The 16,368-nt window shown below is 38.6% G+C and carries 15 protein-coding genes; 7 read left to right on the top strand and 8 right to left on the bottom strand.

Annotated elements, in window-relative coordinates; translation table 11 throughout:
- Nucleotides 1-110: 110 nt before the first annotated feature.
- A complete protein-coding gene (locus AEA09_RS06865) occupies nt 111-473 on the bottom strand; it encodes a YhjD family protein (RefSeq protein WP_053583130.1) in 363 nt (120 codons plus the stop codon).
- Between the two features lie 256 nt (nt 474-729).
- Nucleotides 730-873 (bottom strand): hypothetical protein, encoded by a 144-nt coding sequence (locus AEA09_RS19860; protein ID WP_156312071.1) that lies wholly within the window; start codon nt 871-873, stop codon nt 730-732.
- A 367-nt stretch (nt 874-1,240) separates the two neighbouring features.
- Between AEA09_RS19860 and yfkAB the strand changes: the two genes are divergently transcribed.
- The gene (gene yfkAB, locus AEA09_RS06860) at nt 1,241-2,353 is read left to right on the top strand and encodes a radical SAM/CxCxxxxC motif protein YfkAB (protein WP_053583129.1); all 1,113 of its coding nucleotides are present in this window, start codon (nt 1,241-1,243) and stop codon (nt 2,351-2,353) included.
- 80 nt (nt 2,354-2,433) lie between these two features.
- Here yfkAB and AEA09_RS06855 read toward each other — a convergent pair whose 3' ends face one another.
- Nucleotides 2,434-3,897, bottom strand: coding sequence for an amidase (locus tag AEA09_RS06855; RefSeq protein WP_053583128.1), 1,464 nt, complete (start codon nt 3,895-3,897; stop codon nt 2,434-2,436).
- A gap of 132 nt (nt 3,898-4,029) precedes the next feature.
- Here AEA09_RS06855 and AEA09_RS20440 point away from each other — a divergent pair, with 132 nt between their 5' ends.
- On the top strand, nt 4,030-4,788 hold the full coding sequence (locus tag AEA09_RS20440) for a response regulator transcription factor (protein WP_053583127.1): 759 nt from the start codon (nt 4,030-4,032) through the stop codon (nt 4,786-4,788).
- Nucleotides 4,789-5,118: 330 nt separating this feature from the next.
- Here the strand turns inward: AEA09_RS20440 and AEA09_RS06845 are convergent, their stop codons facing one another.
- From AEA09_RS06845 to AEA09_RS06835, 3 genes are all read right to left on the bottom strand, one after another.
- Nucleotides 5,119-6,447, bottom strand: coding sequence for a plasmid pRiA4b ORF-3 family protein (locus tag AEA09_RS06845; RefSeq protein ID WP_053583126.1), 1,329 nt, complete (start codon nt 6,445-6,447; stop codon nt 5,119-5,121).
- 366 nt (nt 6,448-6,813) lie between these two features.
- Nucleotides 6,814-7,806 carry an LLM class flavin-dependent oxidoreductase gene (locus tag AEA09_RS06840; protein WP_053583125.1) on the bottom strand — a complete coding sequence of 331 codons (993 nt, stop codon included), beginning with the start codon at nt 7,804-7,806 and terminating at the stop codon, nt 6,814-6,816.
- 77 nt (nt 7,807-7,883) lie between these two features.
- A complete protein-coding gene (locus AEA09_RS06835; RefSeq protein WP_245622802.1) occupies nt 7,884-8,315 on the bottom strand; it encodes a hypothetical protein in 432 nt (143 codons plus the stop codon).
- A gap of 163 nt (nt 8,316-8,478) precedes the next feature.
- Between AEA09_RS06835 and AEA09_RS06830 the strand changes: the two genes are divergently transcribed.
- From AEA09_RS06830 to rsiV, 4 genes are all read left to right on the top strand, one after another.
- Nucleotides 8,479-10,104 (top strand): SWIM zinc finger family protein, encoded by a 1,626-nt coding sequence (locus AEA09_RS06830; protein ID WP_053583124.1) that lies wholly within the window; start codon nt 8,479-8,481, stop codon nt 10,102-10,104.
- 83 nt (nt 10,105-10,187) lie between these two features.
- Nucleotides 10,188-10,955 carry a TSUP family transporter gene (locus tag AEA09_RS06825; protein ID WP_053583123.1) on the top strand — a complete coding sequence of 256 codons (768 nt, stop codon included), beginning with the start codon at nt 10,188-10,190 and terminating at the stop codon, nt 10,953-10,955.
- A 120-nt stretch (nt 10,956-11,075) separates the two neighbouring features.
- The gene (locus tag AEA09_RS06820; RefSeq protein WP_053583122.1) at nt 11,076-11,594 is read left to right on the top strand and encodes an RNA polymerase sigma factor SigV; all 519 of its coding nucleotides are present in this window, start codon (nt 11,076-11,078) and stop codon (nt 11,592-11,594) included.
- On the top strand, nt 11,587-12,477 hold the full coding sequence (rsiV, locus tag AEA09_RS06815; protein WP_053583121.1) for an anti-sigma-V factor RsiV: 891 nt from the start codon (nt 11,587-11,589) through the stop codon (nt 12,475-12,477). Before AEA09_RS06820 ends, rsiV begins: the two co-directional genes overlap by 8 nt.
- A 104-nt stretch (nt 12,478-12,581) precedes the next feature.
- Here the strand turns inward: rsiV and AEA09_RS06810 are convergent, their stop codons facing one another.
- A complete protein-coding gene (locus tag AEA09_RS06810; RefSeq protein ID WP_053583120.1) occupies nt 12,582-14,336 on the bottom strand; it encodes an ABC transporter ATP-binding protein in 1,755 nt (584 codons plus the stop codon).
- Nucleotides 14,337-14,800: 464 nt separating this feature from the next.
- Between AEA09_RS06810 and AEA09_RS06805 the strand changes: the two genes are divergently transcribed.
- The gene (locus tag AEA09_RS06805) at nt 14,801-15,559 is read left to right on the top strand and encodes a TerC family protein (protein ID WP_053583119.1); all 759 of its coding nucleotides are present in this window, start codon (nt 14,801-14,803) and stop codon (nt 15,557-15,559) included.
- 46 nt (nt 15,560-15,605) lie between these two features.
- On the opposite strand, the gene AEA09_RS06800 is transcribed toward AEA09_RS06805, so the two are convergent.
- The gene (locus AEA09_RS06800) at nt 15,606-16,361 is read right to left on the bottom strand and encodes an alpha/beta fold hydrolase (RefSeq protein WP_053583118.1); all 756 of its coding nucleotides are present in this window, start codon (nt 16,359-16,361) and stop codon (nt 15,606-15,608) included.
- Between the last annotated feature and the right edge of the window lie 7 nt (nt 16,362-16,368).

Genomic DNA, 16,368 nt, shown 5'->3' with positions numbered 1-16,368 from the left:
CTTTCTTACGTATTTGCCGCCTTGCTATCTCTATCATAGCTTGTTTTTCTGTAAATTACAGTCGAAAAGTGCTTGAAGTTTTACACATCTTACTAGGTTATGACTCCGCACTACTTCCGTGCGGAGTTACTATTTATAAATAGGCGTTTTTGCACTTCTTCTTGCACTTCATTTTTTAGCGCTTTCGTGGAATATTGCAACTCCATATCTTCTCCGCGTGTTGCAATCGTATACGCGCAAAAATATTCATCTTGCATCGTTAAATGCAGTACTTTTAATCCTTTTGCTTTTAATTGGCTATTTAGTATTTTACATTCTCGCTGCAATATTTTTATCTGTTGATCGAACCAAAAGGAAAAAGCATCTGCCATTTTCATCGGCTCGACATATTTCCAATCCTTTACTAACGTGCGATGCATTAAATCCGTCACAATATAACGATGCAATAAATAACGTTCATCAGAGGTTATCACTACTTCTCACCACTTTCATTCTACTTCTACTACATCTAGTATCGTATCCACATCAATACACGTTAATCCCCTATCACCATCTAATTGCAAGCTACGTTTAGAGGTATTCAACGCTGTAATAATACCAGTATGCTACACCTTATACCAAACTTCTTTTCAAGCTCTTTGAAATTGACATTGGATAAATCCCCCACTAAAAAATTGCCCATCTCATTTAACTTTTTTCCATCCGCGCCACAAAGCTTTCATCAACACTTTATACATGAATGGATTCTCGTGGGACAAACTGATGAAATAAACGTGTAATGCCATGGACATTCGTAAGTACAGCCATGTAACTTGCATAATATGACCACATGTCAATACACATAATCGAACGCTCCGGCAAATTTTTCATCATCACCAACACCTCATTCACCATTCTCTACCCTTATTATAGAACACTTGTTCCGTTTTTAGAAGCGAAAAATATTGGTAACGCACCTTTTACTTGATTCATCAACGTAACTTAACATTGATGAAAATACATGTAGAAATATAAAAACAATTGCGAGTGCTGAATTTTCACTGTGAACGCTGAATACTTTTATGACAAGAAATGATGAATCCCTTACTCGTGAAAATATATAGAAAATGAGCATATGATTACCTTATAGACGCATAAAAAATGTTCGCCTAGTACAAAATCAGCCCTTCCAAGGGTTTCATATTTAAAAAAAGCGCTGAATATGAGAGAATAGTATGCTAGAAAGGAAGATGTACGAATTATGACGACGTTACAAAAACTTACGCCTGTCTTTGATCCATGGGAAGCGTATTTAGATGTTGAACAACATGGACAAATGACTCTATCGAATATTGAATTTACAACGACTAACCTTTGCAATATGCGCTGCGCTCACTGTGCAGTCGGCTATACATTGCAAAATAAGGATCCTGAGGCACTGCCTATGGACTTAATCACGAAACGTCTTGATGAAATTCCACACTTGAAAACACTCAGCATTACAGGCGGCGAGCCGATGATGAGCAAAAAATCCGTACAAAATTATGTACTACCTTTATTAAAATACGCACATGCACGTGGCGTACGTACACAAATCAATTCCAACTTAACAATGGAGCCAGAACGCTATTTACTCATTGCACCATATTTAGATGTGCTACATATTTCACATAACTGGGGCACAGTCGATGAATTTGTCGAAACAGGTTTTGCCATGATGGACCGTAAACCAACCTATGAACAACGCGCTGCCCTTTTCCAACGCATGATTGATAACTCTCGTATGTTAGCTGAGCACGGTGTCATGGTATCGGCAGAAACGATGCTCAACAAAAAAACATTGCCTTATTTAGAGCATATCCATAACCAAATCATCAACGACATGAAATGTGCGCGACATGAGGTACATCCAATGTACCCATCAGATTTTGCCTCAAGTTTGACTTCTTTAAGTCTAGAAGAAACACGAGAAGCCATTCATCATCTACTTGATGTACGTGACGAAAACACATGGATGCTCTTTGGTACATTGCCATTCTATCCATGCAGTACAAACGAGGAAGATCAAAAGCTGTTAAAACGACTACGTACGGCGAAAAACGTCACACTGCGAAATGATCCAGATGGTCGCTCTCGCCTTAACATTAATATTTTTACAGGTGACGTCATTGTCACGGACTTTGGTGACACACCAGCACTGGGAAATATTAAGAACGACGAACTCCCAGCAGTTTTCGATAAATGGATGGCTACTGATTTAGCGAAATCACTAAATTGCCACTGTCCAGCCGTTAAATGCTTAGGGCCGAATGTTCTTGTGAAAAATATGTACTATAAAGACGCCGCTTTTGTTAGTGGCTCGGCGAAAATATAAACAACAACCCCCAGCATCCCTTTTCGCTGGGGGTTGTTCATACATATATAAACTTGCTATATGCAAGCTTTAAATTCCCTCTATTTCAATTGGTTTTCTAAAATATTTGATCCATGTACGGCTGGTTTGCGATTTTTCCATGGTAAGGCTTGTTCTAATTGCGCCGCTAATTGAAGTAATGTAGCTTCATCAGCGAATCTACCTGTAAACTGCATGCCAATAGGTAAACCAGCACTACTCATCTTCAATGGTAATGAAATTGAAGGCTGACCCGTTGCGTTAAATAAATTCGTAAATGGCGCATACGTGAAAATTTGTTCAGTCCATTCTCGGGCATTAATAGATGAATTATTGGCATTTAACTCGCCAATTTTTGCTGGTAAAGTTGCCAAAGTTGGCGATAATAAGATGTCGTAATCCGTAAAGAATCCTCCGACTTGTCTTGATACCATTGCATTTGTATTAATCGCCTCTAATAACTCCGAAGCTTTTAATTCCTTCCCATATTGATAGCATTGCCAGATTGCCGCTTCAATATTTTTCTCAGAAGGTGTTTTACCAGTTAAGCTCGCTGCACCTTCAATCATTTTATAAATATTCGCCGTCCATATATTTAACGTTGCATTAGCAAATGGCTCTTGCTCGTATTGCGGTGAAGCCTCTACTACAACATGCCCTAAATCCCGGCATAATTGAACAGTTTCATAGAGTGCTTTTACACACTCCTCATCCACTGGTGCACCTGAATTTGGTTTTGCTGTCCATGCTATTTTCAATGGGCGAACAGGAACATCTAGCACATTTTTATAGGCTATTTCAGGATTTGCAGGCGAGCCGTAGCAACCGATGTCTGGACCACTTACAGCATCTAGTAAATGCGCTGTATCTCTCACCGTCTTTGTCACCGCAAATTCAATTGCAATACCATTTAGCGGTTCGCTATTAAACGGTCCAGCCGGAATACGTCCCCTAGTAGGTTTTAGTCCAACAAGCCCACTACAAGCTGCTGGAATACGAATGGATCCCCCACCATCATTTGCGTGTGCAATAGGCACTATCCCTGCCGCAACCGAAGCCGCGGAGCCACCGCTTGATCCACCAGGGCTATGATTTAAATCCCAAGGGTTTCGAGTTGGTCCATATAATACAGCCTCTGTTGCTGCATTATAACCAAATTCAGGTGTTGTTGTCGTACCAAATGTGACAAAACCTGCTTGTCTAAAACGTTTCATCAGTTCACTGTCAACTGGAAATACCGAATTTTCGGCAACTCTACTGCCCATACTATGCGGTACATTTTTTGCATGTAGAACCAATTCTTTAATTAGGAACGGCACACCTTCAAAAGCGCCACTCGGCAACCCCTGTTTAATTTCCTCCAAAGCAACTTCTTCAAACGTTTTTACAACTGCATTTAACTCTGGATTTAATTCCGTGACCGTTTTGATTGAAAGTTCCAGTAATTCTACTGGTAATACATCCTTATTTTTCACAAGTTCAGCTAAACCCAATCCATCGTAATTTGTAAACTCCCCAAGATTCATCACACATCTCCTCCTTGTTCTTCTCAGTATACAAACAAAGAAAATTAATTCGTATTACCCGAAAGGATAATCTTTAAAGAAAGAGAATATATTCATTAACGAGTATATTTCGACAAGGAGGACTGTTTTTTCGTGAATCTAACTATTCAAGAATCTAAAGAATTATTAAATACAGTTCAATCTTTAGCAAAAATACAAATTAATCAAAATCTAGAAACATATCGCTACGATGTGCTAAACATACTGTATGAAAAATTAGGTTTTAAGTCATCATTATTTTGGTTAGTTGACGATCAAAAGAATCTAGTGAATCCTATTTTATTTAATATAGAAGAATCTTTAATCCGAGAGTATTTCCAGTATTTTCAGAAACATGATCCGTTGCATCCAAAAAACATTAAACATACACAAGCCATACAAAGTATCACAAATAATGTGTCAGAGAAAGAGTATTTAAACTCTGATTATCATAATTTATTCATGAGCAAGTATAATGTAAGAGATGAGATGGCTATATATATCCAAGTCGATAACGTATATGCCGGAGTTATTGGACTACTGCGTGAAAACGATGAATTAAATTTTAATCAAAATGATTATACAAAACTAAATTTCCTTATCCAAATGATAGAAAATGGTTTTATTTTCAATCTACAATCTACAGCACTAGCAAGAAGTCCATTAACTACTCTGACCAATAGAGAAGAAGAAATAGTTATTGAAATTGCAAAAGGGAAAAAAAATTATGAAATTGCTAGGCAGCTGTTCATTAGCGAAAATACTGTAAAAAAGCATTTGCAAAATTTATTCCAAAAATTCGAAGCCCGAAATCGAATAGAATTACTATATAAGATAAGCAATATTAAGAGTTCAATAACCTCTAATTTCTAAAAAGAAAAACAAAATCCATCATAAAAATTGGTATTATTTTAGATGTCAAAACTACTGCTTTAGATGAGTTCAATTTTGTTATTTGTCCCTTTCAACTTAGCGGGGTCGATAAATATTAAAATGATTCTTATAACACTATAAACTATAGCAAAAAATCAAAAAAATATTCCGATAACTCTGCAAATCATGTCAATAAAATCCCTTATGTACGACCTAACAGATCTATAGAACCTCAAACAGGAGCCATGTTCAGCAATAATAACATGGCTCCTGTTTTATTTCCCACAGCACTTCTTGTATTTCTCACCACTACCACAGGGACACGGATCGTTACGTCCTACCGTTCACCATACTGACTGGCATAGCTGAAAGTGGTTGACCACCACTCCCCATCTGAGCAAGTTCATGCGGTGTATGACCACGATTTTCCCTAATACGCGTTGTATTCATAATACCAATCACAACGGGCAAATAACGATTTAATTGCTGCGTATCCTTAAAATCTAATCTAGTTGAGAAACTCTCGATGACGTGATTCAAATTGTTTCCTAATGCTTGAATAGTGGAGACGAGTTCATATATTTCCTGCTCTGCCAAGGAAAAATCACCTTTAAAAAAGTCCTTCGCTAACATATCACGTAATTGCTCTTGTTGTGGTGTACGTTCAATAAAAAATCCATCACAGTAATTGAGCAATTCGTCTTGTGCAGGTACATAATAAGGTTTCCCAAAAGCCTCCGCTGATAGACGTTCAAAATCATCGAAAACCTTAACAGTCTCGTGTACAAAATTATGATATTTTGTATAAACATGCCCTTTTTCTAAATATAGTTTGAAATCTGGTGTATCAAGCAGTGCCGATAATTGATTCGTTGTTAAGCTGGCCCCATTTTGCTCATTATAAATCTCTCTAAATTTTGAAAATGACACAATACCGTATAGACTTACACAAGCAATGATATACTCTGAAATTAGGTCCTTATTCATAATCTTTTCTACATCGATAAAGTCCGTGCCTCGATACTTATCTGAAATAATTTTATAACGCTCGTGATGAATATGTGCCCATTCATTCTTCTTGTAACTCATATGTTTGAGCATTTGATTCGTCCAGTCAATATCAAGCGGCTCATACTTTTGGCTCTCCGCCCACTTATGCATTTCTAAATAATCTGGGTGTGTAGGATCATGATAGATATTTAAAAAATGGGCATAGCCTGGTACACCACCTACATCTTCTGGTGGGGCCGTGCCTTCGCCAGCCAGTAGTGTTGGATAGCCGAAATAATAATCTTCCACCGTTTCCTCAAGCTCAATATGAATACGCCAGCTATCACCAAAATCATATTCATAGTCAAATGCGCCGTACTTTTCTATATAAGCATCAATTTTGAGACTTGCTGGTCGTCGAAGTGTTTTTCCCGCAAATTTTTTATCTGTCGATTCCTCATGAATCCCGTCATTATCAGTAATAAAAACATCCTCTAGTTCAATCGCAAATGAATGAATTGCTATATCCGTCCATTCACTTTGAAAGTTCGTTACACGCTGAATCAGCTCATGTAATCGATTAAATGTCGCGCCGGCCGGTAAAATAACACGTCGCCAGACAGTCGACTCCATGTCTTCAAATGTTAGTTTTAGTATATATGCTTTCATAAGTCACCCTCATTTTCATTTAAAAAATAGTTGCTTAACGTAAGCATAACAGAAGTTTTAAGGTCGTATAGCAAATTCAAGCTTGTATTCGTTATGGTAACGGCGGATTTTCTATTGTTGTATCTAATGACAGTATAGACCTAATCCAATATCTTAATAGAAAACATCAGGCGTGTTGATTAACAAATTTTCACCATTGCTATTAAAGTGGGAAGTTGATTTCCGCGAGCAAAAGGGGTCGCTCCCCTACAATCAATACACCTGTTAAAAATAATTATCAACATACTTTATCCACCACAGTATAGTGATACAGTACGTATTATCAGTAAAAAACTACCAAACGCCGAAGCATTGGGTAGCCATTTATCATAGTAATTCCTTCGCCAGTAGCTTGTAACAATTCAAGCGGCTTTCCTGCGAATAAAGATTGCAGTTCAACATGACTTCATCAAAGCCATATTGCACTTGTTCAGCTTGTAAAAACGATGCGACTTCCTTTGCTGTACCAACAAGATGGGCTTTACGATTATTATCAATCGCCAACTTATCCATTTCTGTTAATGGGTAATCTTTTGCTTCTTCAGGTGAAATCGACTGAATAAGTTGCCCCTTCATGAGCTGTAAACGAGTAATATCAATAGGCTTAGCCAAATACTCCGCTTCTTCTAGTGTCTCCGCGACTGTTGCGGCATATGTCACAAGTATTTGTGGCTTTTCCATATAATAAGAAGGCGTAAAATAAGCTCTATACGCATCAAAAATATCCTTCGACATATTGCCTGTGAAAAACTGTGCATAGGAATAACCGACACCTAACTGCCCTGCCTGCATCGCACTTTGACCACTAGAGCCAAGTAACCATGCCTCGGGAAGCTTGATATTCGTTGGAGAGGCAACGACTTGATCGTATACATATTCACCTGTTTTTTGTTCGTTCATCAGCTTCAAAATAATTTCAAGCTTGTCATACTGCTCGGTCATACGTTGGCGACGCCCCTCGGCCAGTGCATAAATGGCAGGATGATCTCCACCAGGGGCACGTCCTACGCCAAAATCAATACGATCTGGTGCAAGCGCACTTAATGTTTTAAAAACTTCTGCTAGCTTATACGGTGAATAATGCATCATCATCACACCGCCTGTCCCAATACGCAGTCGCTTTGTTTTCGCCGCTAAAAAAGCAGCTGTAATTTCTGGCGCTGAACTAGCAAGAGACTGTGTATTATGGTGCTCCGCTAGCCACATACGATGAAAGCCCAGTTCCTCCCCTATCATCGCTAATTGCTCTGTGCGCTGCATCGCTTCCGCTGCAGTTTGTCCTTTAGGTACAGGGATTTGATCTAAAATACTTAATCTCATGTAAAACACCCTTTCTAGATATGTATATCCTCCCTTCTACTGTAATATAAGAAAACTTTTTTCAAAAGTAAAAGCAACTATTGATAAACTAATTGCCTCGCATGCCATGTGTCATAGACATTACCAATAAGTGTCCACTTCTGTTCAACATCCTGTACGACTTCATTAAATTTCATAGCACCCAATGTAAAAACAGTAGACTCTCCCTCAACGATAAACTGTATAACAGCACGTCCTTTTTCCCCTGAATGTGAAATCCCCCCCGATAATTCCACTACATGCTGACCGGTCTTTGCCTTATAGTAACGCCAATAAGGCTCTGTCAGCGCATGATTAAACGCATCCCGAACAGTTACCTCTGAAAATCCAGTTAAGTGACCACCTTTTACCGTGTCAATATACACGTTGTCGGTAACATCCTTTTTCGCTGTATACACATAGCCTACAAGTACCCCCATAAACACAACGCACATAAATACTCTAAAATGATTTCCTAAACTCAATGTCATCACGTCCCCTTTGCGTAAAAAACACCATTTTCTACATAATATCATTAAAATACATGGATTAAACAGAATATTTTACACCCAAACCAGAAAATAAACGCTTTTATATAATTCGTGTTCTTTCGCTATTTTCGATAAAATAAGGAATAAGAAAGAGAGGCGGCCGATGAACTTACAAAACTTTGACAAATATATTTCTAGTACAATAGTAAAACGCGGAAAAAGCTATTTTAAAAACGGTCATGTGATCGCTTTAATACATCGAACAAGTACAGAATGGCAGGCCGAAGTCACTGGTAGTGATTCATATGACGTAGAGGTTCAACTAGCCGATACTGATGAGATTGTCAGCTCTTCTTGCGATTGTCCATATGACGGACCTTATTGCAAACATGAAGTCGCGGTATTTTATGCGTTACAACAGGAGCCTAAAAAGGAAATGTCCTCTTTACCACTAGAAATCGTATTAAACGAGCAATCAAAAGAAGACTTACTCGCCTTTCTACTAGAGCTTGCACAAAAAAATACCAAACTCCAACAGCAATTGATGCAGCGATTTTTAACAACTCCGAAAAAAATCGATCCTTATACGCAAGCACAAGAAACAATCACCTATTCACTCCAAAAGGTACACCGCAAAGGTTATTTAGCTTGGAATGAAGTACCAGATGCCCTTCATTGTATTGAGCAAGCACTCGATACTGCACATGGTTGTATCACAGAAAAACAGTACGGTACGGCGTATAAGATAGCCATATTGTGCTACGAAAAAACAACAGAGCTTCTGGAGATATCTGAGTATCACGACATGTTAGACGAAATACTCGCCGAAAGCTTAGCATGTTTAGAAATTGCCCTTGTGGATGGATTAAACATATGGTCTCTAGATGAGCAGGGACACTATTTCGAGCATCTAGTGGAAATGTCAAAGCTCCCTATTTTTGAGGATGAAACGGATGCTAAGCTTACACTACTTGAGCAAGCCTTACCTTTTTGTCAGGACCCTATCTTCGCACAGCGCTTACAAGACTATTTAGCAACACTTACACTTAGCGACCATTATCAAAATAAAATTGAAAATTTACAGCTTCAAGCGTTGATGCAGTGGGCAGAAGAAGAGGATATGCTCACTCATTTACAGGCACACCCCGATAATCCTGATATGCGAGAAACCGTTATTTTGCATTATATCGAGCAACAAAATCATGAGCAGGTATTATCACTTTGTGCAGAGGGCGTTGAAATCGATTTTAATGATAGATATCTTCGCCAAAAATGGGAGGAATACGCCTATCAAGCACATAAAGCACTAGGCAACAAGCAAGCGATGCGGGCAATTGCTTTTCCACTTGCCGTAGAGGGCAGTATGGAATTTTATGAAGCGCTCAAAACGCTGTATAGTAACGATGAGTGGCCCGAAATACTCCAAGATTTACTCCTGTCCTTCGACGAAATGCCAAGCTATCCTTTCTGGTATGCAATCAAAATGATTGAAGAACAACAATGGGCAGTACTACTGCGTTATTGCAAAAAACATCCTGAGTTTTTAGAAAACTACGCCAGATATTTAATACAGGATTATCGTGAAGACGTAAAAGCTTTGTTTATGCAAAAACTCACAAAGGAGGCAAGTACCGCTTCTAATCGCGGTCATTATCAGGCACTTCGCAAAACATTACAAAATTTTAAAAACCTTGGTTTCACAGAAGAAGTGGCATCAATTATTACACAATTAAAAAAGCAGTACCCAAAAAGACCTGCTTTACACGATGAACTAGCAAATATCCATTAGTAAAAATCTTACGTAGCCTATTTACAGCCTCTCCTCGTTCCGATACTATCAAATTATTACAACGAGAAAAGAGATGACCTGTTTTGCCATTTGATTTAGATTTAAACATTTTACTTATACTCCTTCTTTTTGGCTTTTTAGCGGCTTTTATTGATTCCGTCGTTGGTGGGGGGGGCTTGATTTCACTCCCAGCTCTTATGTTTGTTGGACTTCCCCCTTCAACGGCCGTAGCCACAAATAAACTAGCCGGTACGATGGGGTCACTAACGAGTACCATCACGTTTTACCGCTCGGGCAAACTAGATATTAAATCCGTCTACAAGCTTTTCCCATTTGTATTCATCGGCTCCATGATTGGCGCCTGGATTGTCCATTTACTAGATCCCAGCGTCCTAAAGCCGTTAATGCTGATCATGTTAGCAGCTGTAGCGGTTTATACGATTCTCAAAAAAGACTGGGGTGGCGTTTCTACCTATAAAAAGCTCACACCCAAACGTTATGTACTGTTTATCGTTGCTATTACGTTAATTGGCTTTTATGACGGCTTTTTAGGTCCTGGAACAGGCTCGTTTTTACTCTTCGCCTTTTTAATGGTCGGCTTTGACTTTTTAAAATCCGCAGGCAATGCCAAGTTTTTAAACTTCGGCAGTAATATTGCTGCTCTTTTGATGTTTATGTACTTAGGGCAAATCAATTATGCTTATGGTCTACCCATGGGACTTGCACAAATTGCTGGAGCCATTGTCGGTTCTAAATTCGCCATTAAACGTGGTAGTAGCTATGTCCGTAAGCTATTTATCGTCGTCACAATTTTATTACTTGTGAAAAATACATATGATTATTTTTCGTGAATTCGTAAATCTTACCTGTTAGTTGGGTAAGATTTTTTTATTGGGATAAACTTTTCCACCCCTTTCGTACGTCTAATAATTGTATACAAAAGAAATTGTTAAAAAGGAGCTTCTTTTAGCATGAAAACCAGAAATGCATTTCAACACGAAGAGGTGTTTGTCCAGTTCATACGTGAAAATAAGGAACGTTTTTATTTGCTAGCTTATAGCTATACGAAAAACGAGCAAGATGCACTCGATGTCGTACAGGACAGCATTCAAAAAGCCATGATTGCGCTCAACAACATCGAAAAAGTCGATTATATGAAAAGTTGGTTTTACAAAATCGTCGTGCGTACGGCCATCGATTTTTTACGCAAGCATAAACGTCTACAAGTCACGGATGATGAAACACTTCATCACTTAACCCCCGCACAAGAGGACAAATACGAAAACGTCGACTTAGAACATGCTTTAGCTGAACTGCCGCAAATGTACCGTGAAATCGTCATTTTGCATTATTTCGAGGATTTAAAACTCGCTGATGTGGCGGACATACTTGGCATTAAGCTTAGCACGACCAAATCGCGCCTTTATAAAGCGTTAAAAATACTTAAAATCCAACTGCAAGATACAGAAGGAGAAATGAAACATGAATGATAAGAAATTAAAGGATTTACAAAAACAATATGATAATACGCCAATACCAAAGGAATTAGACTTTATCGTGGAAAATGCGTTAAAGCAAGGAAAGAAAAAGAAACGTCGCTCACCTCAGTGGCTACTCGGGACAGCAGCTGCGGCAATGCTCTTTACAGCTAGTTTAAATATTAGCCCAGCAATGGCGCGAACACTTGCAGACATCCCTGTTGTTGGAAGCGTCGTAAAAGTGTTAACGTGGACAGAATATGAGGTGTCTGAGGAAACATACGATGCGAATATTAAAGTTCCTGCCATTGAAAATCTAGATAATAAAGAGTTAGCAAATACGTTAAATGAACAGTACCGTGCTGAAGGCAAAGCTCTTTACGAAGAATTTATCGCAGACGTCGGTGATTTAAAAGAGAATGGCGGCGGACATTTAGGTGTCGACAGTGGCTATGAAATCAAAACAGATAACGACCAAATCTTATCAATTGGACGCTACGTGGTAGAGACAGTCGGCTCTTCTTCTACAGTCATGCAATACGACACAATTGATAAGAAAAATGAGATTTTATTGAGCCTTCCAATGCTCTTTAAAGACGACGCCTATATTAACGTTATTAGCGAAAATATCAAAGAACAGATGCGTGCAGAAATGATTGAATCAAATCAAGAAAAAACATACTGGGTCAAAGGTGCAGGTATTGCCGACGAAGATTTATTTTTCGATTTCACAGCCATTGATGCTGAACAAAAGTTCTACATTACCGATAAAGGAAAGCTCGTGATTTCCTTCGACAAATACGAAGTTGCCCCAGGCTATATGGGCGTTGTGGAATTTGAAATCCCAACAGAAGTATTACAAGATGTCCTTGTAAGTAACGAATACATTCATTAAAAAAATGGCACTGTCTCAACTTATATGAGACAGTGCCATTTTTGAATCTTATAGGCCATTCGGAGATTTCATGTATGCCCTACATCCCAACCGACCAATTGCCGTTAATTTTTAACAAAATCTATTTCTTGCTTTTCCCCTTCACTTTTACGAAATTGAATATGATGCAATTTCGCAAATAGTCCATTTTGAGCGACAAGTTCATCATATGTGCCGTCCTCTTCAATGCCGTTCGGTGTAACAACAAGTACCCGGTCAGCATTACGTATTGTTGCTAAACGATGCGCAATAACAAGTGTTGTGCGATTTTCAGCAAGCTCCGTTAATGACTGCTGAATAATCATTTCTGTTTCGGTATCGAGTGCAGATGTAGCCTCGTCCAAAATTAGAATCGGTGGATTTTTTAAAAACATGCGTGCAATGGCTAGTCGTTGCTTTTGCCCGCCCGATAATTTCAAACCACGCTCACCAATTTGTGTCTCATAGCCATCAGGTAGCTCTGCAATAAACGCCTCTAAATGCGCTTTTTTCGCCGCTTCGACAATTTCTTCCTCACTAGCATCTAAACGCCCGTAAGCAATATTTTCGCGAATGGTTCCCGTAAATAAGAAGACATCCTGCTGCACGATTCCAATTTGAGCGCGAAGTGACGCTTGTGTCATATCTCGCACATCGATACCGTCAATTGTAATTGCTCCCCCACTCACATCATAAAATCTAGGAATAAGTGAACAAATAGTCGTCTTCCCTGCGCCAGAAGGTCCAACGAATGCGATTGTTTGCCCTGCACGAACATCTAGTGAAACATCTTTTAAGACATGTTTTGTATCATCATAGCTAAAATCAACGTTCCTAAAGACGATATCCCCACATAAATGTGTGACTGATTTTGCCCCTTCACGATCTTGTACTTCTGGTTCCTGCTCAATCAGTTCACGGAAACGCTTAAAGCCAGCCATTCCTTTTGGATATAGCTCAAGTAGGGCACTAATTTTATCGATAGGCTTAATGAGTACATTCGTATACAACACAAAACTTACTAGCTCTCCATATGACAATTTCCCATTAAAGCTTAACCATGCGCCAACTACAAGCACAACTAGTGTTAATAGACGCGTCATCATATAAATACTCGAATGAGTACCTGCCATTATTTTATAGGCATATAATTTTGCTGTACGGAAATAGCCATTTTGCTCACGGAAACGTTCCATTTCAAACGTTTCATTTGTAAAAGATTGAACAACACGTACACCCGAAACGCTATCTTCCACACGACCGTTTACATCAGCAATTTTGCCGTACATTGTTTTCCAAGCCTTGTTCATTTTCACATTACTAAATGTGACAAGCCATGTTAAAAACGGCACTATGATAGCTGCAATAAGTGCCAGCGTTGGATTTACATTGAACATAATGGCAAATGCCCCGACAAACGTCATAATGGCAATAAACAGATCCTCTGGGCCATGATGCGCAAATTCACCAATATCAAATAAATCATTTGTAATACGACTCATAATATGACCCGTTTTCGTATTATCGAAGAAACGGAACGACTGACGTTGTACGTGATTAAACAACTCCTGCCGCATATCCGTTTCAATATTAATCCCAAGCTTATGTCCCAAATAATTGACAATGAAATTCAATACTGTGCTTAATAAATACACAAATAATAAAAGGACACTAACTTTAACAATCATACCCCACTCACCCGAAGGTAGTAGTTCATCGATAAACCACTGAACAGCTAGCGGGAAAGCTAGCTCTAAAATCGCAACGATAATGGCACTTGAAAAATCAATAGCAAATAATCGTTTATGCGGCTTATAATAAGAAAAAAACTTTTTATACATTTGAGACTCCTTTCTAGTTGAGAGAAAATATCATTTACCATCAATAATACCACTAGTTTGATTGATTCGACTAATTATTTTCCCTATATAATAATTACTTTTTATTTACTTTATACTATACGCATGCTATAATCCTAATAAGTAGAACAGAATATCTTTTGACATTTTTGTCAAGGGGGAGTAGCTAGCAGATGCGATCGATGCATCTGGTTTCACATCCGTCATTACATGGCTTATGCCATCGGGTGTGATAGCAAAACCATGTACGCCACAGTGTACATGGTTTCTGTACCGAAAGCGTAGCGACAGGTACAAAATATTTGTCTAGATAACAGATAAATATTTGCTTAGCAAGACCTTTGCCTATTTATTAGGCATGGGTCTTTTTCTTTTGTCTAAAATAGGGGAAATTGTATTAAAGAGGCATGTTCTTTTTCTACCATTTGTTTAAAGGAGGAAAAAATTTGGAAGCAATATTATTAGAATACGCATGGGTACTTGTCGTATTAATCGTTCTTGAAGGCTTACTAGCAGCAGATAATGCTGTTGTAATGGCTGTTATGGTCAAACATTTACCGAAAGAGCAACAACAAAAAGCATTATTATACGGGTTAGTTGGGGCATTCGTTTTCCGCTTCGCTGCTCTATTCTTAATTACAATACTAGTGAACTTCTGGCAAATCCAAGCAATTGGTGCAGCATACTTATTAATCATGTCAGGTAAGCATTTATACGACACCTTTAAGGGGAATAATGAACCTGATGAAATTAAGGAACCTAAGAAAAAATCTGGTTTCTGGATGACGGTTGTAAAAGTTGAATTGGCCGACATCGCGTTTGCGGTCGATTCCATTTTAGCTGCTGTAGCTATTGCAGTAACACTACCGCATTTAGGTAACTTTGATATCGGTGGCATTAATGCCGGTCAATTCAGTGTTATGTTCTTAGGTGGGCTAATCGGCGTTATTATGATGCGTTTTGCAGCACGTTGGTTCGTAAAAGTTCTAGACAAATTCCCATCACTTGAAACAGCTGCCTTTTTAATCGTTGGCTGGGTTGGAGTAAAACTTGCAGTACTTGCGTTAGCGCATGAAAAACTAGGTATCATTCCACACGATTTCCCACACTCAACATTGTGGAAAACGACTTTCTGGATTGTCTTACTTGCAATTGCTCTTGGTGGCTACTTAATCGGAGTAAAAAATCAAAAGAAACACGCTTAAATATGCATAAAAAAAATCGCCATGACGTAAAGTCTTGGCGATTTTTTTATACTACTTCATTACGTAGCCAATTTAAAAGTACATCATTGAATATGCTAGGTTCTTTTAAAGATATCCCATGCCCTATATCCGGCCACACGATTTTATGGCAATTAGCATTAGACATGACTAAATCATGTGCAGAATTTTTCATAACTCCCCTCTCCCTCTCACCAACTGTCACAAGCATTTTACTTTTGACTTTAGGAAAGGCTTCAGGTATTTTGAAATTCATATTTTCTTGCATTACACGAATGAGGCTCTCTGGAGTCACTGCACAACTTTCTTCATAATAACGATTAAATAAATGTGGTGGGATAAATAGTGTTTTTGCCTGCATTTTTGCAAATGTTTTGTACTTGATGAGCGGGTATGTAAGCTTCACTGTGGATTTAAGAATACTCTTAGGCAGAGCAATTGGTCGCGTAAGAGCACTATTAATCATCGCCTTATCAATAAGTGTAGGTTGCAAACTTAGCATTTCTACTACTATTTGAGCACCTAGTGAAAATCCAACAACATTTATTTTTTGTCCGTTCGCTTTTTCTACGATTAAGTCATTTAATCGTTTTGCACTTTCTCTAATCGAAAATTGACTGCCTCCCTTCTGTATGCCGTGCTCTGGCAAAGTGGGCACTAAGCAATGATAATCCTGAAAGAACTTTATCTGTTCCTCCCACATCCAACCGCCTACTCCGCCTCCATGAATAAATACTAAAAGTGGTGCTTCTAACGCCCCATACTCTTCAAAGTATAAAGTCAAACACAAC

The sequence above is a fragment of the Lysinibacillus contaminans genome, from assembly GCF_001278945.1.
Taxonomy (GTDB): Bacteria; Bacillota; Bacilli; order Bacillales_A; family Planococcaceae; genus Lysinibacillus; species Lysinibacillus contaminans.
This window is presented reverse-complemented; position numbering and strand designations above follow the sequence as displayed.